The sequence below is a fragment of the Chitinophaga varians genome (assembly GCF_014529945.1).
GTDB lineage: Bacteria > Bacteroidota > Bacteroidia > Chitinophagales > Chitinophagaceae > Chitinophaga > Chitinophaga varians.
Map to the genome: position 1 here is coordinate 580,246 of NZ_JACVFB010000004.1, position 21,120 is coordinate 601,365.

20 protein-coding genes are annotated in these 21,120 nt (G+C 48.0%); 18 read left to right on the forward strand and 2 right to left on the reverse strand.

Annotated features, from left to right (window positions below; all coding sequences use genetic code 11):
• The first annotated feature begins 6 nt into the window (after positions 1–6).
• The 18 genes from ccsA to ICL55_RS22820 all read left to right on the forward strand — a co-directional run bounded on the left by ccsA (position 7) and on the right by ICL55_RS22820 (position 19,137).
• On the forward strand, positions 7–2,535 hold the full coding sequence (ccsA, locus tag ICL55_RS22735; protein ID WP_188101663.1) for a cytochrome c biogenesis protein CcsA: 2,529 nt from the start codon (positions 7–9) through the stop codon (positions 2,533–2,535).
• Positions 2,536–2,639: 104 nt separating this feature from the next.
• Positions 2,640–3,641 carry an alpha/beta hydrolase gene (locus tag ICL55_RS22740; RefSeq protein WP_188101665.1) on the forward strand — a complete coding sequence of 334 codons (1,002 nt, stop codon included), beginning with the start codon at positions 2,640–2,642 and terminating at the stop codon, positions 3,639–3,641.
• Between the two features lie 90 nt (positions 3,642–3,731).
• Positions 3,732–4,358 (forward strand): DUF4294 domain-containing protein, encoded by a 627-nt coding sequence (locus ICL55_RS22745; protein ID WP_188101668.1) that lies wholly within the window; start codon positions 3,732–3,734, stop codon positions 4,356–4,358.
• Positions 4,359–4,376: 18 nt separating this feature from the next.
• Positions 4,377–4,877, forward strand: coding sequence for a hypothetical protein (locus ICL55_RS22750; protein ID WP_188101671.1), 501 nt, complete (start codon positions 4,377–4,379; stop codon positions 4,875–4,877).
• A gap of 48 nt (positions 4,878–4,925) precedes the next feature.
• A complete protein-coding gene (gene bshB1 / locus ICL55_RS22755; RefSeq protein ID WP_188101673.1) occupies positions 4,926–5,654 on the forward strand; it encodes a bacillithiol biosynthesis deacetylase BshB1 in 729 nt (242 codons plus the stop codon).
• 145 nt (positions 5,655–5,799) lie between these two features.
• Entirely contained in the window at positions 5,800–6,705 is a 906-nt protein-coding gene (locus ICL55_RS22760; protein ID WP_188101675.1) for a serine hydrolase, read from the forward strand.
• Between the two features lie 424 nt (positions 6,706–7,129).
• On the forward strand, positions 7,130–7,684 hold the full coding sequence (locus tag ICL55_RS22765) for a peroxiredoxin (protein WP_188101678.1): 555 nt from the start codon (positions 7,130–7,132) through the stop codon (positions 7,682–7,684).
• 73 nt (positions 7,685–7,757) lie between these two features.
• Positions 7,758–8,345: a carboxymuconolactone decarboxylase family protein gene (locus ICL55_RS22770; protein ID WP_188101681.1), complete on the forward strand. Its 588-nt coding sequence runs from the start codon at positions 7,758–7,760 to the stop codon at positions 8,343–8,345.
• Positions 8,346–8,550: 205 nt separating this feature from the next.
• Complete coding sequence (rpmB, locus tag ICL55_RS22775; RefSeq protein ID WP_078670880.1) at positions 8,551–8,787, forward strand: 50S ribosomal protein L28; 237 nt, start codon at positions 8,551–8,553, stop codon at positions 8,785–8,787.
• Between the two features lie 30 nt (positions 8,788–8,817).
• Complete coding sequence (rpmG, locus tag ICL55_RS22780; RefSeq protein WP_074238941.1) at positions 8,818–9,000, forward strand: 50S ribosomal protein L33; 183 nt, start codon at positions 8,818–8,820, stop codon at positions 8,998–9,000.
• A gap of 71 nt (positions 9,001–9,071) precedes the next feature.
• Entirely contained in the window at positions 9,072–9,245 is a 174-nt protein-coding gene (locus ICL55_RS22785) for a DUF4295 family protein (RefSeq protein ID WP_078670879.1), read from the forward strand.
• 235 nt (positions 9,246–9,480) lie between these two features.
• The gene (gene ftsY / locus ICL55_RS22790; RefSeq protein ID WP_188101683.1) at positions 9,481–10,443 is read left to right on the forward strand and encodes a signal recognition particle-docking protein FtsY; all 963 of its coding nucleotides are present in this window, start codon (positions 9,481–9,483) and stop codon (positions 10,441–10,443) included.
• 213 nt (positions 10,444–10,656) lie between these two features.
• Positions 10,657–11,538 carry a cupin-like domain-containing protein gene (locus ICL55_RS22795; protein WP_188101685.1) on the forward strand — a complete coding sequence of 294 codons (882 nt, stop codon included), beginning with the start codon at positions 10,657–10,659 and terminating at the stop codon, positions 11,536–11,538.
• 344 nt (positions 11,539–11,882) lie between these two features.
• Positions 11,883–13,190 (forward strand): 30S ribosomal protein S12 methylthiotransferase RimO, encoded by a 1,308-nt coding sequence (rimO, locus tag ICL55_RS22800; protein ID WP_188101687.1) that lies wholly within the window; start codon positions 11,883–11,885, stop codon positions 13,188–13,190.
• 77 nt (positions 13,191–13,267) lie between these two features.
• A complete protein-coding gene (locus tag ICL55_RS22805) occupies positions 13,268–15,031 on the forward strand; it encodes a DEAD/DEAH box helicase (RefSeq protein WP_188101690.1) in 1,764 nt (587 codons plus the stop codon).
• 225 nt (positions 15,032–15,256) lie between these two features.
• Positions 15,257–17,197, forward strand: a complete 1,941-nt coding sequence (glgB, locus tag ICL55_RS22810) for a 1,4-alpha-glucan branching protein GlgB (RefSeq protein ID WP_188101692.1) — start codon at positions 15,257–15,259, stop codon at positions 17,195–17,197.
• Between the two features lie 301 nt (positions 17,198–17,498).
• A complete protein-coding gene (locus ICL55_RS22815) occupies positions 17,499–18,404 on the forward strand; it encodes a DUF4382 domain-containing protein (protein WP_188101694.1) in 906 nt (301 codons plus the stop codon).
• Between the two features lie 109 nt (positions 18,405–18,513).
• Positions 18,514–19,137, forward strand: a complete 624-nt coding sequence (locus ICL55_RS22820) for a toxin-antitoxin system YwqK family antitoxin (protein WP_188101696.1) — start codon at positions 18,514–18,516, stop codon at positions 19,135–19,137.
• Between the two features lie 1,010 nt (positions 19,138–20,147).
• On the opposite strand, the gene ICL55_RS22825 is transcribed toward ICL55_RS22820, so the two are convergent.
• On the reverse strand, positions 20,148–20,321 hold the full coding sequence (locus ICL55_RS22825; protein ID WP_188101698.1) for a hypothetical protein: 174 nt from the start codon (positions 20,319–20,321) through the stop codon (positions 20,148–20,150).
• A gap of 91 nt (positions 20,322–20,412) precedes the next feature.
• On the reverse strand, positions 20,413–21,105 hold the full coding sequence (locus tag ICL55_RS22830) for a CTP synthase C-terminal region-related (seleno)protein (protein WP_188101700.1): 693 nt from the start codon (positions 21,103–21,105) through the stop codon (positions 20,413–20,415).
• Between the last annotated feature and the right edge of the window lie 15 nt (positions 21,106–21,120).

Genomic DNA, 21,120 nt, shown 5'->3' on the forward strand with positions numbered 1-21,120 from the left:
TTTCTCATGAAATTTGAAGGGGAACACTTATTGCCGGGCCAACTGGGCCATTTCTTCGCCATTCTGGCATTTGTAGCATCATTGGTAGCGACGATCTCTTATTATAACGCTGTTAAAGTCAAAGAGCCGCTGGTACATGATTCATGGAAAAAGCTGGCCCGCTGGGCGTTTGTGATACAGTCAGCCGCCGTGATCGCCGTATTTAGTTGCCTCTTTTATATTCTCGCCAATCACTATTTTGAATATAAATACGCATGGCGCAATACTTCCCGCGACTTGCCAACACAATACCTGTTCTCCAGCCTCTGGTCCGACCAGGAAGGTAGCTTCCTGCTCTGGAGTATCTGGAACAGTATCCTCGGTATCATCCTGATCCGCACTTCCAAAAATCTGGAAGCACCGGTGATGACGGTTTTCTCCCTGGCACAGCTGATCATGGCGAGCATGCTGCTCGGTATCTTCATCCTGGGCTATAAAGTGGGCAGCAATCCGTTCATGTTGCTCCGACAGGCGCCTGAAAATCAGGCTGCGCCTATCTTCCAGGAAGCTAGCTACATGCAGCACATCCATGATGGTAATGGTCTTAACGTGACCCTGCAGAACTACTGGATGGTGATCCACCCGCCGGTGCTGTTCCTGGGCTTCGCTTCCATGATCATCCCGTTTGCCTTCGCCTTCGCCGGCCTCTGGACCCGCGATTATACCGGCTGGGTAAAGCCTGTGCTGCCATGGACGCTCTTCGCGGTAGCGCTGCTGGGCACCGGTATCATGATGGGTGCTGCCTGGGCTTATGAATCGCTCAACTTTGGCGGCTACTGGGCATGGGACCCCGTAGAAAATGCGTCCCTCGTGCCGTGGCTGACGATGGTGGCGGGCCTGCATACGCTGCTGGCTTATAAACACACCGGCCACGCGTTAAAATCGACTGTCTTCTTCTTCTTTATATCCTACGTGCTCATCCTGTATTCCTCTTTCCTCACAAAAAGCGGCGTACTGGGCGATACTTCCGTGCACTCCTTCACTGATATGGGCATGACCGCACAGCTGCTGTTTAGCATGTTGGTGTTCACCATACCTTCCATTTTCCTGCTGATTGCACGCAGAAAAGAGATCCCGGGCAATAATAAAGAGGAAAGCACCTACTCCCGTGAGTTCTGGCTGTTTGTGGGTTCACTGATCCTCCTGATTGCCGCTATCCAGATCACTTTCACCACTTCCATCCCCGTATGGAACCAGCTGCTGGCTTTCACCGGCCTGAAAGGACTGTTCAAAATGGACGATATTGCACCGCCATCAGACGTGATGTTCCACTACAACAAAATCCAGATCTGGATTGCCATCGTACTGGGCGTACTCACCGCTGTGGTACAGTTCCTGAAATATAAAGACACGCCTAAAGGTTTCTTTACCCGCAAAATCTGGGTGCCTACGGCCCTGGCGGTGGTATTCACCGCCCTGATCGCCTGGAAAGGCCCTATCACTTACGATAACTATGGTGCAGGTTTCCTCACTGCTATTTATATTATGCTGTTCGCCAGCATCTATGCGATCGCCGGCAACTTCACCTATATCTTCAGTGGCCTGAAAGGTAAACTGAAAAATGCAGGCGCCTCTGTGGCCCACATCGGTTTCGGTATGGTGCTGCTGGGCGCATTGATCTCTTCTTCCAAGATGGAGGTGATCTCCATCGACAGGATGAAGATGCTCAACGATGGCTTCTTCCGCAAGGAAAGTAAACAGAACCCGCGCGAGAACATCATGCTGCCCAAGGACGTACAGGTACAGATGGGCGACTATCACGTGACGTATGTAGGCGACTCCACCGCAAAAGGAGATCCTAAAACCTACTACGTGATGAACTATGAGCGCAAAGACAAAACCACCGGTGAAGTGAAGGAGAGATTTACCCTCTATCCCGATGCGTTTGTAAACCGTAAGGAGAATGCACTGTCATCCAATCCGGCATCCAAACATTACCTCACCAGGGATATCTTCACTTATGTGTCGGCAGCGCCGAACAAAGCAGAAGCTGCCGCCGCGGACACTACCGCCTATGTGGCACATGAGATCAAAGTAGGCGACTCTATCTTCTTCTCCAAAGGTTTTATGGTACTGAAAGCATTAGAGCCGGCGCCTAAAAACAAAAACTACATCGCGGAGAAAGGTGATCTGGCAGTAGGCGCGAAACTGGAAGTACATACACAAACGGATGACCACTTTAACCTGCAACCTATTTATTTCATCCGTGACAGCAGCTATCAGTACAGCGTGGAAGATACACTGGCCCCGCTGAACCTGAACGTGCGCTTCACGAAGATTATGCCCGCAGAAAATAAAATCGAGCTGAAAGTGAAAGAGGCTGCCGGTTTCAGTGACTATGTAGTGATGAAAGCGCTGGTGTTCCCGTATATCAATGTGCTGTGGCTGGGGGTTATCATCACCATCGTGGGTACCGGTATGAGCATTGTTCAACGTACCAGGAGAACAGAAAAAGACAGCAAAGTGCCTACAAAGAAAACACCGGTAAATATTTAAGGATTTTTTGATTTGTTAATAAAGGGGATCCGGATTGCTTGAAAATTTTACGTAGATTTTCAGGTAATTCGGATCCCCTGGTTATTTAAATCAACTCGTCCCGCATGAAGCGATCGCTGCGCATATCGTTGCTCCTTGTCGCCTTATTGGCTGTATTATTCCTGGTAGGCCCGCATCCCGCTGCGCCGGTGTATTCTCTCGCCCTGCCGGTGGTGCCGAAAGATGGCCGCGCACTGGAACAATATATTCATGACCGGGAGGCTGCTCATCGGCTGAAGCCCGATAACGAAGCCCGGATCGTATGGGCTGACTCGCCTTTTCATCCCACCCCTTATGCGGTGGTGTACCTGCATGGTTTTTCTGCCTGTCAGGAAGAAGGAGATCCCATCCACCGCGATTTTGCCAAACGTTATGGCTGTAATCTGTACCTCAGCCGGTTAGACGGCCACGGCATCGATACTTCTGATGCGTTGCTGACGATGACGGCCGACGGGTTGTGGCAGGACGCCAAAGAAGCTTTGCAGATCGGAAAGGCATTGGGGCAGAAGGTGATCCTCATGGGCACTTCTACCGGCGGCACCCTGGCGCTGAAACTGGCCGCTGCTTATCCGGACGACGTATATGCGGTGATTAATATGTCGCCCAACATCGCCATCAACGATGACCTGGCCTTTCTGGCCAATGATCCGTGGGGGCTGCAGCTGGCCCGGCTGGTGAAAGGCGGCAAATACAAGGAGTCCAGTGATACTAATGCTGTCAGGGCGCAGTACTGGAATAATAAATATCGCCTCGAGGCGGTGGTGCAGCTGCAAAATCTGCTGGAAACCTCCATGAAGCCCGCTACTTTTAAGAAGATACAGCAGCCGGTATTGAACCTGTACTATTATAAAGATGAACAGCATCAGGACCCAACTGTTCGTGTATCCGCTATTCTGAAAATGGAGCAGGAGCTGGGCACGCCCGATAGTCTGAAGGCGGCCGTACCCATTCCGGGCGCAGGCTCACATGTGATGGGCAGCAGGCTGACTGGCCATGATCTGCCCGCTGTGGCCAATGCAGTGAACCGGTTTGCCGATTCGGTATTGAAAATGAAGCCGGTGCGCTGACCGCTTTTTCAAGCCCTTTTTAGTTGTTATTTAGTCTGAAATGTTTTTTAACTTGTGGTAACATTTACCCATTAGCATCGTTAAAAAAGTATGCATCGCCGTAAAATCCTTTTATCCGCCATCCTGGTCCTGGGCATTTCGCTTTGCCGGCAGGAAGCCAGCGCGCAGTCGCAGGCGCCACATGGCGTGGATACCGTCGCGCTGCATGCGGTCGTTGTTGGGAATGACACCATTCCGGTGATCACACTGGCGATTTTCGATGTGGTGGACAGAATGCCTAAAGCCCTGCGCAAAGAAAAAGAACGTTACAACCGCCTGCGCAACGCCGTATACGTTACTTACCCCTACGCCCGTACTGCTGCCCGCCTGCTCAAAGATGTGAACAGCCGCCTGGCCACCATGTCTTCCAAAAAAGAGCGGAAGGCTTTCCTGGCTTCCAAGGAAAAGGAAATGAAAGAACAGTTCGGCGATAAACTGCAAAACCTCTCTGTATATCAGGGTAAAGTCCTCATGAAACTGATTGACCGTGAAACCGGCCAGAACTGCTATGAGATCATCAAAGAGCTCAAGGGTGGTTTTAATGCCCGCGTATGGCAAACAGTAGCTTTCTTCTTCGGAGGCAACCTGAAAAGCGATTACGATAAACAGGAAGACAAAGACATCGAAGTCATTGTCCAGGAACTGGAAATGTACCAGCGGTACCGCGCTTATAATTAATATGGCTATCTTAGCTATATGAAGAAAGCTCGGATATTGTTATGCAGCCTGTTGTTGACCACACTGGGCGCTATGGCACAGCAGGAAGAAAATGATGCGCCGGTGTATGTGATAGACAGCGTACTGGCAACGCCCGCCCTGATGGAAAACCTTCCCCCTGACCAGATCGGTCTGATTACCATTGCACACGGACAAAAAGCTATTCTGAAATATGGCAGCCAGGCTGCCAATGGTGTGGTATATGTGGAAACCAAACCCTTTGCCCGCAGCAGGGTGCGCCGCCTGCTCAGTACAAAGGCGCCGGCATACGACAGCCTGTTGCGCCGCTATGGCAACGACAGCAGTTTCCAGTATATCGTTAATGACCACATCATCACACCTACCGATGAAACCCGCCTGATGACCGTGGACCAGAAGACTTATGTGTCGCTCGAAATACTATCTCCCAAAGTGCTGGAAGAAATCTATCATATCAGAGGGCGGCAGGCCGGTGTGCGTATTGTGAGCACTGAAAAGTGATGCGGTAATCAATTATTTCCCATCTTTGCACCTCAATTTATTTACAGCATGAAACTGGATATACTCGCCATCGCTGTACACCCGGACGATGTGGAACTGGGTTGTGCAGGTACATTAATGATACACGCGCAGCAAGGTATGAAAGTAGGGGTTGTGGACCTTACCCGTGGAGAACTGGGCACCCGCGGCACTCCTGCATTACGGGAGAAAGAAGCGCAGGATGCCGCTAAGATCATGGGACTGGAAGTAAGGGAAAACCTCGGACTGGCTGACGGTTTCTTTAGAAACGACACCATGGAACAAATGGCGATCATCACCGCCATTCGCAAATATCAGCCGGATATTGTGCTGGCCAATGCGATGGACGACCGTCACCCGGACCATGGCCGCGCCGGCAAACTGATTGCCGACAGTTGTTTCCTGGCAGGGCTGCGTAAAATAGAAACCTCCGTGGACGGGGTGGCGCAGCAGGCATGGCGCCCTAAACAGGTGTTCCATTTCCTGCAGGACCGCTATCATGAACCTGATTTTGTAGTGGACATCACCCCGGTGATAGAAAAGAAACTGGAGGCCATCAAAGCTTTCAGTTCCCAGTTCCTGGCCCCGAAAGACCATGAACCACAAACCTATATCTCCGGCTCCGGCTTCTTCGACAGCGTTGTTTATCGCGCCAAAATGCTGGGTAAAATGGTAGGGGTAGACTACGCCGAAGGCTATACGTCTGCCAAAATGATCGGTATCCGCAATTTCGCTGATCTGATCAATGAAGTGACCTGATAACGGTGACGCCAATACGTAATTAATACCGGCGCTGACCGGAAAGATACTGCCCCGGGCCCTTTGTGGTGCCCGGGGTTTTGTATTATATTGGATGACAGATACGCTGATTGTTTCATTTCCTTCGGGGTAAATCAACCAAAATATGCAAAAGACGCTCTTTTTCTTCCTTTTTATGGTGGCAGCGCAGACTGTCTCCGCACAGCAGACAGATAAGCGGCTGTATGACAAACTGGCGCCGTTGCTGGCAGCACATCATGGTCGGGCCGGCGTGTATGTGTATCATCTGAAAACCGGCAGCGCGGTGGCCATTAATGCAGATACGTTGTTTCCCACGGCGAGCATGATCAAAATGGCGATACAGGTGGGTGTTTTTAATAAGTTGCAGCAAGGGGAGCTACAGTACCGCCAGATGCTGACGTACCGCGATTCGCTGCTGTACCCGGGTGATGACATCCTGGGTTCATTTCGTGACAGCCAGCAGGTAACGCTGGACAAGGTGGTGATGCTGATGCTGACAATGAGTGATAATACGGCCAGTCTCTGGCTGCAGGCGCTGGCTGGTGGCGGGGCGCAGATCAATGCCTGGCTGGAGGCCCATGGTTTTACGCATACGCGGGTCAATTCCCGGACGCCGGGCAGGGCAGGGGACTGGAAGATATATGGCTGGGGACAAACCACTCCGCGGGAGATGGCCATGCTGATGGCGCAAATTTATAAAGGGGAAGTTGTCAGCCATGCGGCGAGTGAGCGGATGTACCGTAACCTGACCCGTAATTTCTGGGATACAGAAGGGTTGCGGATGGTGCCTCCGAATATCCGTACTGCTTCCAAAAACGGAGCGGTAGACGCTTCCAGGTCTGAGGTGGTCCTGGTAAATGCGCCGCACGGCGACTATGTGTATTGCATCATAACAAAAAACAACGCAGATGAGCGTTGGGACCGGGATAACGAAGCCTGGGATCTGTTAAGGAAAGTAGGGGGTGCAATATGGCAGCATTACGAACCAAACAGCAAATGGAGTCCTGACCCCGGCCTGGGGCAGTTTTGATCGGCACAATGGGACCGGCTAAACACTAGATGAACAGATCTTTGGTAGCGTCAAATTCATCCTGTTTGATGATGCTGTTTTTAATAAACGGAATCAAAGCTAGTCCAATCGTTATAATCACCAGTAATACGTATTTCTTTTTCATTTCCATGCTATTGTTGAATTTAAAAATCTCTGCTTATATAACTAAATAACGTGCCAAAATGTTACAGAAATGGCATTAAAATGTTAAGTCCGGGAGATTTTTTTTGATTATAGAAAAAACGCATGCGGATATCCTTCCTGTGCCTGCTAAAAGGAACATATATAGACAAACTCAATGTCACATTTTAAAAATCTATTTGACTAATACTGAATGTAAAGTGATCTTTGCGCCGGTAATTTGATAGAATGCCTGTTTGTAAATCAAAAATCGATATAGAATATGAAAAATGTTATCTTATCCGTAGGGTCAGAGTTTCCCGAATTCAAAAAAACGGCTGTTGTTTCCATCGAAAAGGGTAAAGAGTTTTATGATCTGTCTTCCGAAGAGCTGAAAGCTTCCGGTAAATGGATGGTTATGTTCTGGTGGCCTAAGGACTTTACTTTCGTTTGTCCTACTGAAATCGCCGAGTTTAACAAACATGCTCAGGATTTCGTTGACCGTGACGCGGTACTGATCGGTGCTTCTACTGACAGCGAGTTTGTACACGCTGCGTGGAGAAGAGACCACGAAGACCTGCGTGATCTGAAATTCCCGATGCTGGCTGATACTTCCAAATCTCTGGCTACTGAGCTGGGTATCCTGGAATCCAACGAAAAAGTGGCTTACCGTGCTACTTACATTGTAGATCCTCAGGGTATTGTACGTTGGGTATCTCTGTACGACCTGTCTGTAGGCCGTAACGTGAAAGAAGTACTGCGTGTATTGGATGCACTGCAGACGGATGAGCTGTGCCCTTGCAACTGGAACAAAGGCGAAGCTACCCTGGCTGTTTAATTTTATTTGAATAATAATCCGCAAAGCAGCAAAGAATCCTTTGCTGCTTTGTTTTAAATACGAGGAACAAATTATGTTTGCAACTACCAATCAGGATACGGCCGTACAACTGCTGGAAGCCGTGGGCCTGGCGGGAATTACGCCTTCCGCGAGCCTGCAGGCGCTGGTGAACGCCGATGCGCGTTACCTGAAAGACTTAAAGATCAATGTTACCAATGCCCTGAATGCGGGCACGCTGAGCAAAAAAGAAGCTTACCTGATCGGGGTGGCCGTAGCGGTGAATGATAAACAGCCGGTGCTGCAGGCTTCCTTTGAGAAGCTGGCTACCGCAGAAGGAGCTACTGAAAAGGAAATTGCAGAGGTGATCAGCTGTACTTCCCTCATGAGCGCCAATAACGTGTTTTACCGCTTCCGTCACTTCGTGAACAAAGAGTTTTATACCGCTACGCCTGCCGGTATCCGGATGAGCATTATGGCCAACCCGGTGATCGGTAAAGAGTTTTTTGAGCTGTTGAGTTTGGTGGTATCTGCTTTGAACGGATGTGAAATGTGTGTAACTTCGCATGAAGAGGCCGTACTGAAACAAGGTACAGAACAGCTCCGCGTACTGGAAGCCGTTCGTCTTGGTGCCGTACTGCGTAGCCTGGTCGTATTGTTATAAAATTTATATAAAAAATATTGACCTCGTCCGGACAGATGTAAATTTGTCCTGCAACAATTGATAATCAATGGTTTGCACTGTGTTGGTTTTTTTACTGGACACCTGGGATTAAAGGGATTATGACGGATTGTGAATAAATTCATCTAATAATATTTGCAAAATCAATAAAAAAGTTTGACTTTTGCATTCCTAAATTTTTTAAATCATGGCAAGAGTATGTCAGGTGACAGGAAAGAAGCCGATTACAGGTCACCATGTTTCCTTCTCCAACATTAAGACAAAGAGAAGGTTTCTGCCCAACCTGCAGAAAAAGCGCTTTTTCCTCGCGGAAGAAGACAAATGGATATCTTTAAAGGTATCTGCTGACGGTTTAAGAACCATCAACAAAAGAGGTTTGTATGCAGTAGTCAAAGAATTGCGTGCAGCTGGTACGGAAATCTAATTCTAAGGACTCACTTAATTTGTATACACAATGGCAAAAAAAGGTAACAGAGTACAGGTAATTCTGGAATGTACAGAGCATAAAAACTCTGGTCAACCCGGAACTTCCCGTTATATCTCCAACAAGAACAAAAAGAACACTCCTGAGCGTCTGGAGTTGAAAAAGTACAATCCTATTCTGAGGAAAGTGACTGTACACAAAGAAATTAAATAAGTAATTGTGAAATGGTGAATGGCTGTTCTGGATAGCCATAGCGCCATTAGACCATAAAAACAATAAATACAATGGCAAAAGCAGCTTCAAAGAACTCGAAAGTAAAAGATGCTAAGGCAGCAGCTGAATCTAAAGTGTGGACTAAGGTAATCAGAGCGGTGCGTTCTCCTAAAACCGGTGCATATACTTTCAAAGAAGCAATTGTGCACAAAGACAAAGTTCAGGAGCACATTAATCAAAAGTAATTCGGCTTTACTAATAATACTGAAAAGCTGTCCCGTTAAAGGACAGCTTTTTGTGTTGTTACCAGTCATCTCCCTCATTATTACCATAAGATTGTCTCTTTATCCCCTTTGGGTGCGATTGTTAACACAAAAGCTGTATTTTAGCAGCCTGTTTGGAACAGTTCGAATGCTGGCTGCCAGCACCCGGATAATGCAGATAAGGGAATCACAGATTCCAGCCCAATTAAACTAAACTATGAGCTTTTTCAACAAACTATTTTCCAGGGAAAAGAAGGAAAGCCTTGATCAGGGGTTACAGAAAACCAAAGAAAGCTTTCTCAGTAAGATAGGACGTGCCATCGCCGGTAAGTCGACCGTAGACACCGAAGTACTGGACAACCTGGAAGAAGCCCTGGTTTCTGCCGATGTGGGTGTTGATACAACGGTTAAAATCATTGACAGGATCGAACAGCGGGTGGCTAAGGACAAATATCTGGGAACCAGTGAGTTAAATAGATTGCTGAAGGAGGAAATTGCAGCCATTCTGGTGGATGCGCCCGATAGCGGCTTCCGTGAGTTTGACGTTCCCCCCGGTAAAAAGCCTTATGTGATCATGGTGGTAGGCGTAAACGGAGTAGGGAAGACCACCACTATCGGTAAACTGGCCTATAATTTCAAGAAAGCAGGCAAGTCCGTATTGCTGGGTGCCGCCGATACCTTCCGTGCCGCCGCGGTTGACCAGCTGACCATCTGGAGCGAACGCGCAGATGTGCCCATCGTAAAACAACAAATGGGTTCCGACCCTGGTGCTGTAGCTTTTGATACTGTACAAAGTGGCGCTGCCCGTGATGTGGACGTGATCATTGTAGATACCGCCGGTCGTTTGCACAACAAAGCCCATCTGATGGATGAGCTGGGAAAGATTAAGCGGGTGATGAAAAAAGTAATTCCCGATGCGCCCCATGAAGTTTTACTGGTATTGGACGGTTCTACCGGACAAAATGCTGTGGAACAGGCCCGTCAGTTTACCGCCGCTACGGAAGTGACGGCTTTAGCGATTACCAAACTGGATGGCACCGCTAAAGGCGGGGTGGTACTGGCCATCGCCAATCAGTTCAAAATCCCGGTAAAATATATTGGCATCGGGGAAAAAATGGAAGATTTACAAGTCTTTGATAAAGAAGCGTTTGTGGAAACACTCTTTAGTCTAAATGATTGATTATTATAGTATTGTGTGTGCTGTTTTGAAATCTGAATCAAGCCCACTTAGCATTTTACTTTAGGTAAATAAAATATCCGGGCTAACAGGTTACGCCCGGATATTTATTTTTGGCCACGTTTTCGCTCTTTACATTTTGTCCGTTTATAAATCTGCATTTGTTACATTTGAATTATAGTATTTTTTTGTAATCCTACTTAACAATTCGTAGTTATGATCATAAACAACATAGACCGAGTTGACGATATCACACCTGAGGAGTTTCGCAAAAATTATTACTTACCCCGTAAACCCGTTGTAATCTCAGCAGCAGGGCTGAGCCAACAATCACCTGCCTACAGCAAATGGACCTGGGACTATTTTAAGCGTATTGTCGGGGACAAGAAGGTGGGTGTTTACAATAATGAACGTGCCGGCGCCAATACACTGGTGAATGGAGCAGACGACTACATTACTTTCGGAGAGTATATTGACATGGTAAAAAAGGGCCCGGTACAACTGCGGATATTCCTGTTCAATATTTTTCAACACGCCCCCCAACTGGTACAGGATGTAGTTTGGCCCGACCAGTACGCTAAAGGTTTCCTGAAAAAATACCCCATGCTGTTTGTCGGCGGAGCCGGATCGGTGGCGCACATGCACTACGATATCGACATGTCGCATATCTTCCATACCCAGTTCATTGGCCGTAAGCGGGTGTTGCTGCTGGAAAATAGCCAATCCCCCTACATCTACCGCATGCCTTTCACAGTGGAAAGCGCTGCTTCCTTTGTGAACTGGCATGAAAAGCTGGACGAAGAACAGTACCCTGCGTTGGCCCACGCCAAAGGACTGACAACGATACTGGACCATGGCGATACCCTCTTTATGCCAGGAGGCTATTGGCATCATATGGAGTATATGGACGGTGGCTTTGCGATGAGTCTCCGGGCACTGGACGACCTGGCCGGTAAACTGAACGGGCTGTATCATATTGTTGGTCTCCGGGGCATCAATAACCTGATGATCAAACTGGCGCCACAGTGGTGGTACCATAAAAAACGGGAGCTGGCCTATCAGCGTGCTGAGAAGACCCTGGCAGATTTGACAATTTAAATATTTAGATATTTTGTTATTTTATTTACAGATTTGGGATTTTTTGATTTTGGAATTTAAATAAATCGAAGGCTAACATTTATTATAAATATTTAAAATAATGTTATTCGCTTATTTAAATTCCAAAATCAAAAAATCCCGAAATCTGTAAATCCAATGATAAAATGGCCAAATGGCCAAATAACCAAATAATTTCCCTACCTTTGCACCTTCCTTACTCAACCCCCACTAAGGCTCAAAGTCACGTACAGTAAGTCTGCTGTTTTATACAATTAGTGTCTGTGTGTCTTCGTGGCGGTAGCGGGCCGATAAAAAGCCGGCCGCATGCTCTAAAACATTCGCCCTTGAAGACGAAAACTTTAAAGAAAGACAAGGTTAACATTATTACGCTTGGTTGTTCGAAGAACATGGTAGACTCAGAAGTGCTGAGCGGGCAACTGCTGGCCAATGAGATCGATGTCGTACATGAAAGCACCAAACGGGACCACAATATCGTGGTCGTGAACACCTGTGGGTTTATCGACAAAGCTAAAGAAGAATCCATTAATACCATCCTGGAACAGGTAGACCTGAAGCAACGCGGAAAGCTGGATAAAGTATATGTGACCGGCTGTCTGAGCGAGCGTTACCGTGGCGACCTGGAATCTGAGATTGGTGGTGTAGACGCCTGGTTTGGTACCATGGAACTGCCCCTGCTCCTGAAAAAATTCGATGCTGATTACAAATCCGAACTGATTGGCGAACGTTTGCTGAGTACGCCTTCCCATTATGCTTATCTGAAGATTGCGGAAGGGTGTAATCGTACCTGCTCCTTTTGCGCTATTCCGCTGATGCGCGGTGGCCACGTGTCCCGCCCTATCGAGGAACTGGTGAAAGAAGCGGAAAAGCTGGTCCGTTCCGGTGTAAAGGAAATCATGCTGATTGCGCAGGAACTTACTTATTATGGCCTGGACCTGTATAAACAGCGTCGTCTGGCCGACCTGATGCGTGCACTGGCCGGTGTGGAAGGTCTGGAATGGATACGCCTGCACTATGCTTATCCTACCAAATTCCCGATGGAAGTGCTCGACGTCATGAACGAGTTCCCTAACATTTGTAATTATCTGGACATGCCTTTGCAGCACGCTTCCAATGCCATGCTCAAAGCCATGAAACGTCAGATCACCCGCGAGGAAATCGAAGAACTGGTTCATCAGATCCGCGCCAAAGTACCCGGTATCTGCCTCCGTACCACCCTGATCGCAGGCTTCCCTGGTGAAACGGAAGATGATGTGGAAGAGCTGAAAGGTTTCCTGGAGAGAATGCGTTTCGACAGAGTGGGTGTATTTACATACAGCCATGAAGAAGGTACCAGCGCCTATGAGCTGGAAGACAACATCCCTGCTGAAGAGAAAGAAAGAAGAGCACAGGAGATCATGGAAGTACAGCAGGAAATCTCCCTGGAGAAAAACCAGGAAAGGGTAGGTAAAGTATTGAAAGTCATCGTTGACAAAAAAGAGGCCGGCAGATACCTGGCCCGTACAGAGTTCGACTCTGTGGAAGTGGACAATGAGGTGATCATCAATACCACCAAACGCCTGAAACCCGGCGAATTTGTGAATGTACTTATCACCAAGGCGTTTGACTACGACCTCGAAGGTGAACTGGTATAGAAAATATTTCAACAGCCCGCCGCCCGCAGGCGAAGGGCCTTACATGGCTCCCGACGGAGCCCGATTAATGCAAATCAATGACAACATTTGAATCACTGGGCTTACAAGAGCCTATTTTGAAGGGAATTACGGACCTGGGTTTCGTTTCCCCAACACCGATCCAGGAACAGGCTATTCCCGTTCTTTTAACCGGAGACCGCGATTTTGTGGGATTAGCCCAGACGGGCACCGGTAAAACCGCTGCTTTTGGCTTACCATTGCTGCAACAACTGGACCTGAAAATCAACAAACCACAGGGACTGATCCTGTGCCCTACGCGTGAACTGTGTCTGCAGATCACCAACGACCTCAAAAACTTCAGCAAATACCTCGGTGAAGTAAACATTGTGGCGGTATATGGTGGTTCCAGCATCGTGCAACAGCTGCGCGAGCTGAAAAGAGGCGTACACATTGTGGTAGCCACTCCGGGCCGTTTGCTCGATATCATCGACCGTGGCGCTGTCAACTTCGATAACGTACGCTATGCTGTACTGGACGAAGCTGATGAGATGCTGAACATGGGATTCCAGGAAGACATCAACAACATCCTGTCCAACACTCCGGAATCTAAAACTACCTGGCTGTTTTCCGCTACGATGCCACAGGAAGTGCGCCGTATCGCGAAAAAGTACATGGAAGATCCGTTTGAGCTGACCGTAGGTACTAAAAACAGCGGCAACGCCAACATCGAACACGAATACTACGTGGTACGTCCACGTGATAAATATGCTGCCCTGAAACGTATCGTGGATTATAACCCCGATATCTTCGGTATCATCTTCACCCGTACCAAAATTGAATCTCAGGAGATCGCTGAATCCCTGATCAAGGACGGTTACAATGCCGACGCCCTGCATGGCGATCTGACCCAGCAGCAGCGTGACAAGGTGATGAAACGTTTCCGTGAAAAAGCCCTGCAGGTACTGGTAGCTACCGACGTGGCTGCCCGTGGTATCGACGTTGACAACGTGACACACGTTATCAACTACGACCTGCCGGATGACGTGGAAAACTACACCCACCGTAGCGGCCGTACCGGTCGTGCCGGCAAATCCGGTGTATCCATTGCCGTTATCAGCAGCCGTGATACCGGAAAAATCCGCCAGATCGAAAGAGTGATCGGCAAAAAATTTGTGAAAGCTGAAGTGCCCGATGGTTTCGCTGTTTGTGAGAAACAACTGTTTGGCCTCGTTCACAAAGTACACAACGTTACTGTCAACGAAGAGCAGATCGAACCATACCTGGAACGTATATACGAAGAGTTCTCCACGATGACCAAGGAAGAGCTGATCAAACGTTTCGCTTCCCTGGAATTCAACCAGTTCCTCGAATACTATCAGGATGCTCCGGACCTGAACATGAAAGAAGACAGACGCTTCGGTGAAGAAGGTCGTGACCGTCGTGGTTCCGGCAAATACACCCGTTTGTTTATCAACCTCGGTTCCGTAGACGATTTCAACCGCGGCGATATGCTCCGTTACCTGTGTGATAACACCGGTGTTCGTGGCAACAAAATCGGCCGTATCGATCTGAAAGGTGTTTACTCTTTCTTTGAAGTAGAAAATGACGAGCTGGAAAAAGTGACGCAGAGCTTCAAAAAAGTAGAATACAACGGTCGTGCTGTGCGGATTGAAATGTCCCAGGACGGTGACAAACGCGGCGGCGGTGGTGGTCGTTTCAACGGCAACAACCGTAGCGAAGGCGGTCCCCGTAAAAAGACCTGGTCTTCCGGTGGCCCACGTTCCGGCGAAAAACGCGAGTTTTCCGGCGGCGGCAAACCTCCGTTTAAACGTAAGTACTAAGTCGTTTTCATAGTTTAATGTTTGGGTATTTTGATATTTGGGTGGCTGAAGGCCCCTGAATATTGAGATACCCAAATTTTTTTTGCATCGCAGTGATCCGGTCGGAAAATCTCTCAAATACCCTAATTTCGCAAATTCTTAAATCTCAAATAACCAAAGATCTAAACGACAAATAGCCAAATTTAGACTATCTTGTTTATCCAGACACCCAATTCACACGTTACTATGACCGGAGTTATCAATCGCCCTTTGCAGTCAGTAGAACCATTTTCACTTTTTTCATCCGGAGATATTGCCCTGTTTCAGGCAGGGTCACATTACCGGCTATACGAAAAATTCGGTGCACATACGCTCGAGTATGAAGGCGTGGCAGGCACCTATTTTGCCGTATGGGCCCCGGATGCCGCCTTTGTGGCCGTCATGGGCGATTTTAATAATTGGGACCACTATCATCATACCCTTTTACCCCGCTGGGACAACTCCGGCATATGGGAAGGGTTCATTCCAGGTGTAAAAGCCGGCAGTCTGTACAAATACTTTATCCGCTCCAACAGCGGTGAAGAACTTTTTAAAGGAGACCCGTTTGCCACCCGCTGGGAAGTACGTCCTAAAACAGCTTCTATTGTGCATCCGCTGGACCATACCTGGCACGACAAAAAATGGATGCAGGGAAGAAAGAAACACAACAGCCTGAACAGCCCGTTTGCTGTGTATGAAGTGCATCTGGGATCCTGGCGCAAGCCCGATCCTAACGACGAAGAAAGTTTTTACACCTATGGCGAAATCGCTGCCATGCTGGTACCTTATGTAAAAGAAATGGGCTTCACCCACGTGGAGCTGATGCCGGTGATGGAACATCCGTTTGATGGTTCATGGGGCTATCAGTTGACCGGCTATTATGCCGCCACCTCCCGGTATGGTTCGCCACAGGATTTTATGGAGATGGTCGAGGCCTTTCATCAGGCAGGCATCGGCGTAATCCTCGACTGGGTACCTTCGCATTTTCCGCATGACGCACATGGCCTGTACCGGTTTGACGGTTCCCATGTATATGAATATGCCGATATGCGCAAAGGCTATCATCCCGATTGGAACAGCTATATCTTTAATTACTCCCGCAACGAAGTGCGGTCGTTTCTGCTGAGCAACGCCATTTACTGGCTGGACAAATTCCACGTCGATGGCCTGCGTGTAGATGCAGTGGCCTCTATGATACATCTGGATTATTCCCGTCAGCGGGGCGCCTGGGAGCCTAACGAACTGGGAGGTAATGAAAATCTGGAGGCGATCAGCTTTCTCAAAAAACTGAATGAAACCATCTACGCCCTGTTTCCCGATGTACAGACCATTGCAGAAGATTCCACCAATCATTATGGTGTATCGAGACCTACCTTCATGGGAGGTTTAGGCTTCGGCATGAAGTGGATGATGGGTTGGATGAATGATACGCTGGATTATTTCAAGAAAGATCCTGTTCACCGCAAATGGTACCAGAACGATCTGACCTTTAGCCTGGTGTATGCTTTCAGCGAGAACTATATGTTACCGTTGAGCCATGATGAAGTAGTACATGGCAAGTCGCCGCTGTTGTACAAGATGCCGGGCGATGACTGGCAGAAATGCGCCAACCTGCGGCTGTTGTACGGTTATATGTACACTCATCCGGGGACTAAATTATTGTTCATGGGTGGAGAGCTTGGGCAGACTTCCGAATGGAATTATAAACGCGAGCTGGACTGGCATCTGTTGAAATATGCTACGCATAAGGGGATACAGGACTTTGTAAAAGATATCAACCGGTTGTACCGGGAGTCTACCGCTTTGTATGAACAGCAGTTTGAAGGAGACGGTTTTGAGTGGATGATCGTCAATGATTATGACAATTGTGTGTTGGCTTATATGCGAAAAGGCAAGGCGGCAGGGGATTTGATGCTGGTGGTGTTGAATATGACGCCGGTGCCCCGGGAAGATTATCCGGTGGGCATCCCGCTGGGTGGTTTGTGGGAGGAAGTCTTAAACAGCGATCATCCCCGGTACTATGGAAGCGGGGTGATAAATACCGGTCAACTGAAGGCCGCCAAACAATTTTATAATGGCCGCGAATACACCCTGTCTCTGCGTATTCCGCCACTGGGTGTAACCATATTGAAACCCGTTACTGCATAATTGTTTGACATACATCTTATTTGAATCCGGTATCCCGAATTGTCGGGATACCGGATTTTTCTTTTCATGTCTTTAAACCTTTTGCTTTTTGTACCATCTATTATTTGACGTTTGAGAGACTGCAATAAGAGGAGAGATACCAACGTTTTTGTATAGCAATAGCAATTAGTCATCGCCTGGTTAACGAACACCGAACACGCCGAAGAAGACCAATAATCAGCCGGGAATACAACCGGTCCTATCTGCTAACTGCTATCATGCATCAGCCATAATTTTTTTATTGTATAAAAACCTACAAAGTATGAAAAGTACTCTCCTGAAGCGGGGCTTGCTGGCCGTGTCTATTCCAGTGCTGGCCGCCATCCTGTTGTACTCCTGTAAAAAAGACCAATCTTCCTCCACAGAGCCGATTCCCCAAAATCAGCAGAAGGTTAGTTTATTTCTTTCAGATGATCCTGGCTTGTTCGACAAAGTATTGCTGGACATCCGTAAGGTAGAGGTATTGGTAGATACCTGCGGAAAAGCAGACGATGACAGTTGGAACGACCGTGATCGCTGCTGGTGGGATGAAGACCATGATCATGATCGTCAGGGCCGTGACTCCTGTCTGGTATGGGACTCCCTGAATATTCATCCGGGCGTGTATGATCTGCTGACACTCCGCAATGGTGCTGATACTTTGCTGGCCGGCGGTTTGGTGAAGAAAGGCGTGATGAAACAAATCCGTATCACCATTGGTGATAACAATTCCCTCGTGAAAAACAGCGTGACGTATCCGGTGACTTCCATATCCGGCCAGTCAAAAATTATTGTCAGGATCAGGCATAATGAATGGGACGAGGTGTCTACCGATAATCTGCAGCTGTGGCTGGATTTCGATATACAACGCTCCATTATCCGTACCTGGAACGGTAAGTTTATCCTGCGTCCGTACATCAATGTATTCACTATCCTGAAAATGGGCAGCCTTTCCGGCCGCGTTACGCCCTGGGATGCCTACCCTGTGGTCTCCGTCTACAACAGCAACAAGGACACACTGTATGCTTTGCCCTGGAGAAGCGGTGAGTTTAAAGTGCGCGGTTTGAAAACCGGTACCTGGAATGTGTATGTGAACACATCCAATGGCTACAAAGACACTACCATTAACAACGTGACCATTGAGCGGGGTAAGGATACCAAGCTGGGAGATATTAAGCTACATAAATAGTAACGCAACTAAAAACAGCAGAGCCGGTGCACATCCCATGATGCACCGGCTTTTTTTTGTCCCGGGAATACATGTCGGAATTATTTAACTTGTGATAAAATAACAGCGTATGCGAAAAATAATAGTGGGGACATTCATCGGGTTAATGCTGGCAACAGCAGGTCACGCGCAAAGCCAGGCTGGGCAGATTAAGCAGGCCAGGAACCAGAAAGATGCCCAGCAACGCAAGCAGGGCTACTGGATAGAGCAGGTGGACGAGCTGCGGGGTGAACCGGGGTATATTTGGGAAGGAACGTATAAAAACGGCCGTAAGGAAGGTATCTGGAAGAAAACTTCCCTTGGTGGTAACATCATGGCTGAAGAAACCTATAAGAACAATGTGCTGGACGGTTACTGCAAATATTTTTATCCTAATGGGAAGCGCGCTGAAGAGGGCGTTTATATGGCCACGGAAATAGAAGGGCAGAAAGATACGGTGATGGTGGTAGACCCTGTAAGCCAGCAGGAAACACCTGTGGTGATTGTGCGGCAGGGTAACTCCGTACGCAACGGTGTATGGAAGTTGTATGATGAAGATACCGGCAAAATGGCGAAGGCTTATTACAAAAGAGGGGAGCTGGTGACGCCGGAAGATATGGGAGAAGACAGCACCACTGTCGCAACGCCACCCACGACACCTGCTCCTGCGACTTTGCCCCATCAGGACGCGGGTAAGCGGAAAAAGCGGAACTAAAAGGGTTGAACAAAATGAACGGTTTTTTGTGTCAAAATGAGGGATAAAAGTTGTCCATTTTAGCTTTTATTTTGTACTTTCATAAGGGAGTAAATGATCAATAAGGCTCTGGTGGCAATGTTTGCGCTATTTTATTGTGAATCCTTTAATTTGTTTGTATGAAAAACCTGATAATCAACCACGGAGATGGACCTCATGAATTGAATGGCCTGGAATCCACTCCTGACAGAACTGAGATTTTGTTCCGCGCAATTTTTGTGTTGCTGGTTTTTTGCGCACTGATCTCTATTTTCTTTTTATCGATTTTTTATTGAGCAGCATATACCCGGATATTTTGATAGGCAGGTATGATCGGGAACAATTTTTACTATTCCGACATCATCCGCATAACAGGATATCCGGATTTTTTTTGTCGTTGTTGCTAAATGGATTTTGTTGTTGAGATGCTTTGTTGACCTGCATTTCGGAAGATTGATATTTTAAAATTGCCGGATACCTAACCTCAATGTAAAGCCAATTTCCTAATTCAATGTTAACGAATTCGTTCATTTTGTTCATTCTGCCTTTGTCGGCGGTTGGGATTTTGTGCATAGCATTTAAGCCATTAATTTTATGGTCTCTAAAGTTGGCATAGGTTAGGAACCCGGCGGCAGATCTCTATCTGAGAGCCTTTTTCTTTTAAAACCTTCTTTCGCCAGTTACATTGATTTTCCTTCTTTTATTGACATGTCGGGATCGTTGACAGCTGAAGCTGTTACGGAATTGGCATGAAGGCAACGAGTTGCAGAATACCTGTTTACCGGCTGAGTACCAGGCGGGGAGGGGCGTATAGGTGTGTTTATGCGCTGAAGTAATCGGTATGCAGGAGAACCAGGAGGTGTTGTTGATAAGTTGTGATAAACAGCGGATAATTGGGTTATTGTCCAGGCTAAACCAGCCATGAGGTGAAGTAGTTGGTGGGCAATTGGTTTATTGGCTGAGTTAAACCGGCAATAGGCTGCATGGATGGTTTAACGGTTGAGGTAGGCAGCGGGCAATTGCGTTACCGTATGGGGTAAACAGACGATGGAACTGAGCAGTGATGACCGGCTGAGATAATCAGCGGTAATGGACCGTGTACGTGCTCCACGGGTACGGATAACCAGCGGCAATGAGTTGCAGGTGTCCACCAGCCGGGTAACCATCAGGTAGACTGATCCGCATGCTCCGTATCAGCACAGGCACTGCTTACACTTGAAACATATTGCGTCTGATACTTTTTGCGACTAATATTTCTTACGGCGTTATACTTTGGAGGAAACCACGGACAAGCGGATGCGGATGCTCAGCAGTGGAACTGGTTTGTGGCACAAAAAGCGTAGCAACATAAAAAGGATGATCAGTCAGCTCCAGTATCCTGGCTTCTCCGCCGGTGTCAATGCCCACTACCTGAAAGCCGTGCTGGTGCAGCATTGCCTGGTAATCAGGATTTAGCCCGAAGTTACAATAGTATCGCTCTGTTATTTGATCTGTTTGCAGCGATTGTCCTGTTTTTGAGTGCTGGTCCCTGATGTGTATTTGCAGTGTTTGCCCTACCAGTGAGCAGCTTAACGGCGTAACTACCAATCGGGAAGCGTATGGATCATACTCTGCGTGGGAGGCGTCTTCCAGCTGCAGTACATGCCGCGCAAATTCGATCACCATGTGCTGGAACCCGCCACAGGTACCGATGGTAGGTATGCGGTATTCTCTTGCAAACCGGATGATCTGCAACACGCCGGCAAAATCTTTGTACGGACTTCCGGGCGCAATCCAGTAGGCATCATAGTGATCGCGGACAGCCTCCCACTGCGGAAGGATATTTTCCGTGGGAATCCAGTCGAAAGAAACGGATAGCCCCAGCTGTGCGGCAGCGTGCAGCAATGCATCGCCGGTGGCGGTGTGGGTGGCGGCCTGCGGGTTGTAGTCTCCAATAATGGCAACTTTCATACGGGTAAATATTTA

Coding starts and splice junctions, on each gene's coding strand:
- ccsA (WP_188101663.1), top strand. CDS start 7: ATGAAATTTGAAGGGGAACACTTATTGCCGGGCCAACTGGGCCATTTC.
- ICL55_RS22740 (WP_188101665.1), top strand. CDS start 2,640: ATGAAGCGATCGCTGCGCATATCGTTGCTCCTTGTCGCCTTATTGGCT.
- ICL55_RS22745 (WP_188101668.1), top strand. CDS start 3,732: ATGCATCGCCGTAAAATCCTTTTATCCGCCATCCTGGTCCTGGGCATT.
- ICL55_RS22750 (WP_188101671.1), top strand. CDS start 4,377: ATGAAGAAAGCTCGGATATTGTTATGCAGCCTGTTGTTGACCACACTG.
- bshB1 (WP_188101673.1), top strand. CDS start 4,926: ATGAAACTGGATATACTCGCCATCGCTGTACACCCGGACGATGTGGAA.
- ICL55_RS22760 (WP_188101675.1), top strand. CDS start 5,800: ATGCAAAAGACGCTCTTTTTCTTCCTTTTTATGGTGGCAGCGCAGACT.
- ICL55_RS22765 (WP_188101678.1), top strand. CDS start 7,130: ATGAAAAATGTTATCTTATCCGTAGGGTCAGAGTTTCCCGAATTCAAA.
- ICL55_RS22770 (WP_188101681.1), top strand. CDS start 7,758: ATGTTTGCAACTACCAATCAGGATACGGCCGTACAACTGCTGGAAGCC.
- rpmB (WP_078670880.1), top strand. CDS start 8,551: ATGGCAAGAGTATGTCAGGTGACAGGAAAGAAGCCGATTACAGGTCAC.
- rpmG (WP_074238941.1), top strand. CDS start 8,818: ATGGCAAAAAAAGGTAACAGAGTACAGGTAATTCTGGAATGTACAGAG.
- ICL55_RS22785 (WP_078670879.1), top strand. CDS start 9,072: ATGGCAAAAGCAGCTTCAAAGAACTCGAAAGTAAAAGATGCTAAGGCA.
- ftsY (WP_188101683.1), top strand. CDS start 9,481: ATGAGCTTTTTCAACAAACTATTTTCCAGGGAAAAGAAGGAAAGCCTT.
- ICL55_RS22795 (WP_188101685.1), top strand. CDS start 10,657: ATGATCATAAACAACATAGACCGAGTTGACGATATCACACCTGAGGAG.
- ICL55_RS22805 (WP_188101690.1), top strand. CDS start 13,268: ATGACAACATTTGAATCACTGGGCTTACAAGAGCCTATTTTGAAGGGA.
- glgB (WP_188101692.1), top strand. CDS start 15,257: ATGACCGGAGTTATCAATCGCCCTTTGCAGTCAGTAGAACCATTTTCA.
- ICL55_RS22815 (WP_188101694.1), top strand. CDS start 17,499: ATGAAAAGTACTCTCCTGAAGCGGGGCTTGCTGGCCGTGTCTATTCCA.
- ICL55_RS22820 (WP_188101696.1), top strand. CDS start 18,514: ATGCGAAAAATAATAGTGGGGACATTCATCGGGTTAATGCTGGCAACA.
- ICL55_RS22825 (WP_188101698.1), bottom strand. CDS start 20,321: ATGGTTACCCGGCTGGTGGACACCTGCAACTCATTGCCGCTGGTTATC.
- ICL55_RS22830 (WP_188101700.1), bottom strand. CDS start 21,105: ATGAAAGTTGCCATTATTGGAGACTACAACCCGCAGGCCGCCACCCAC.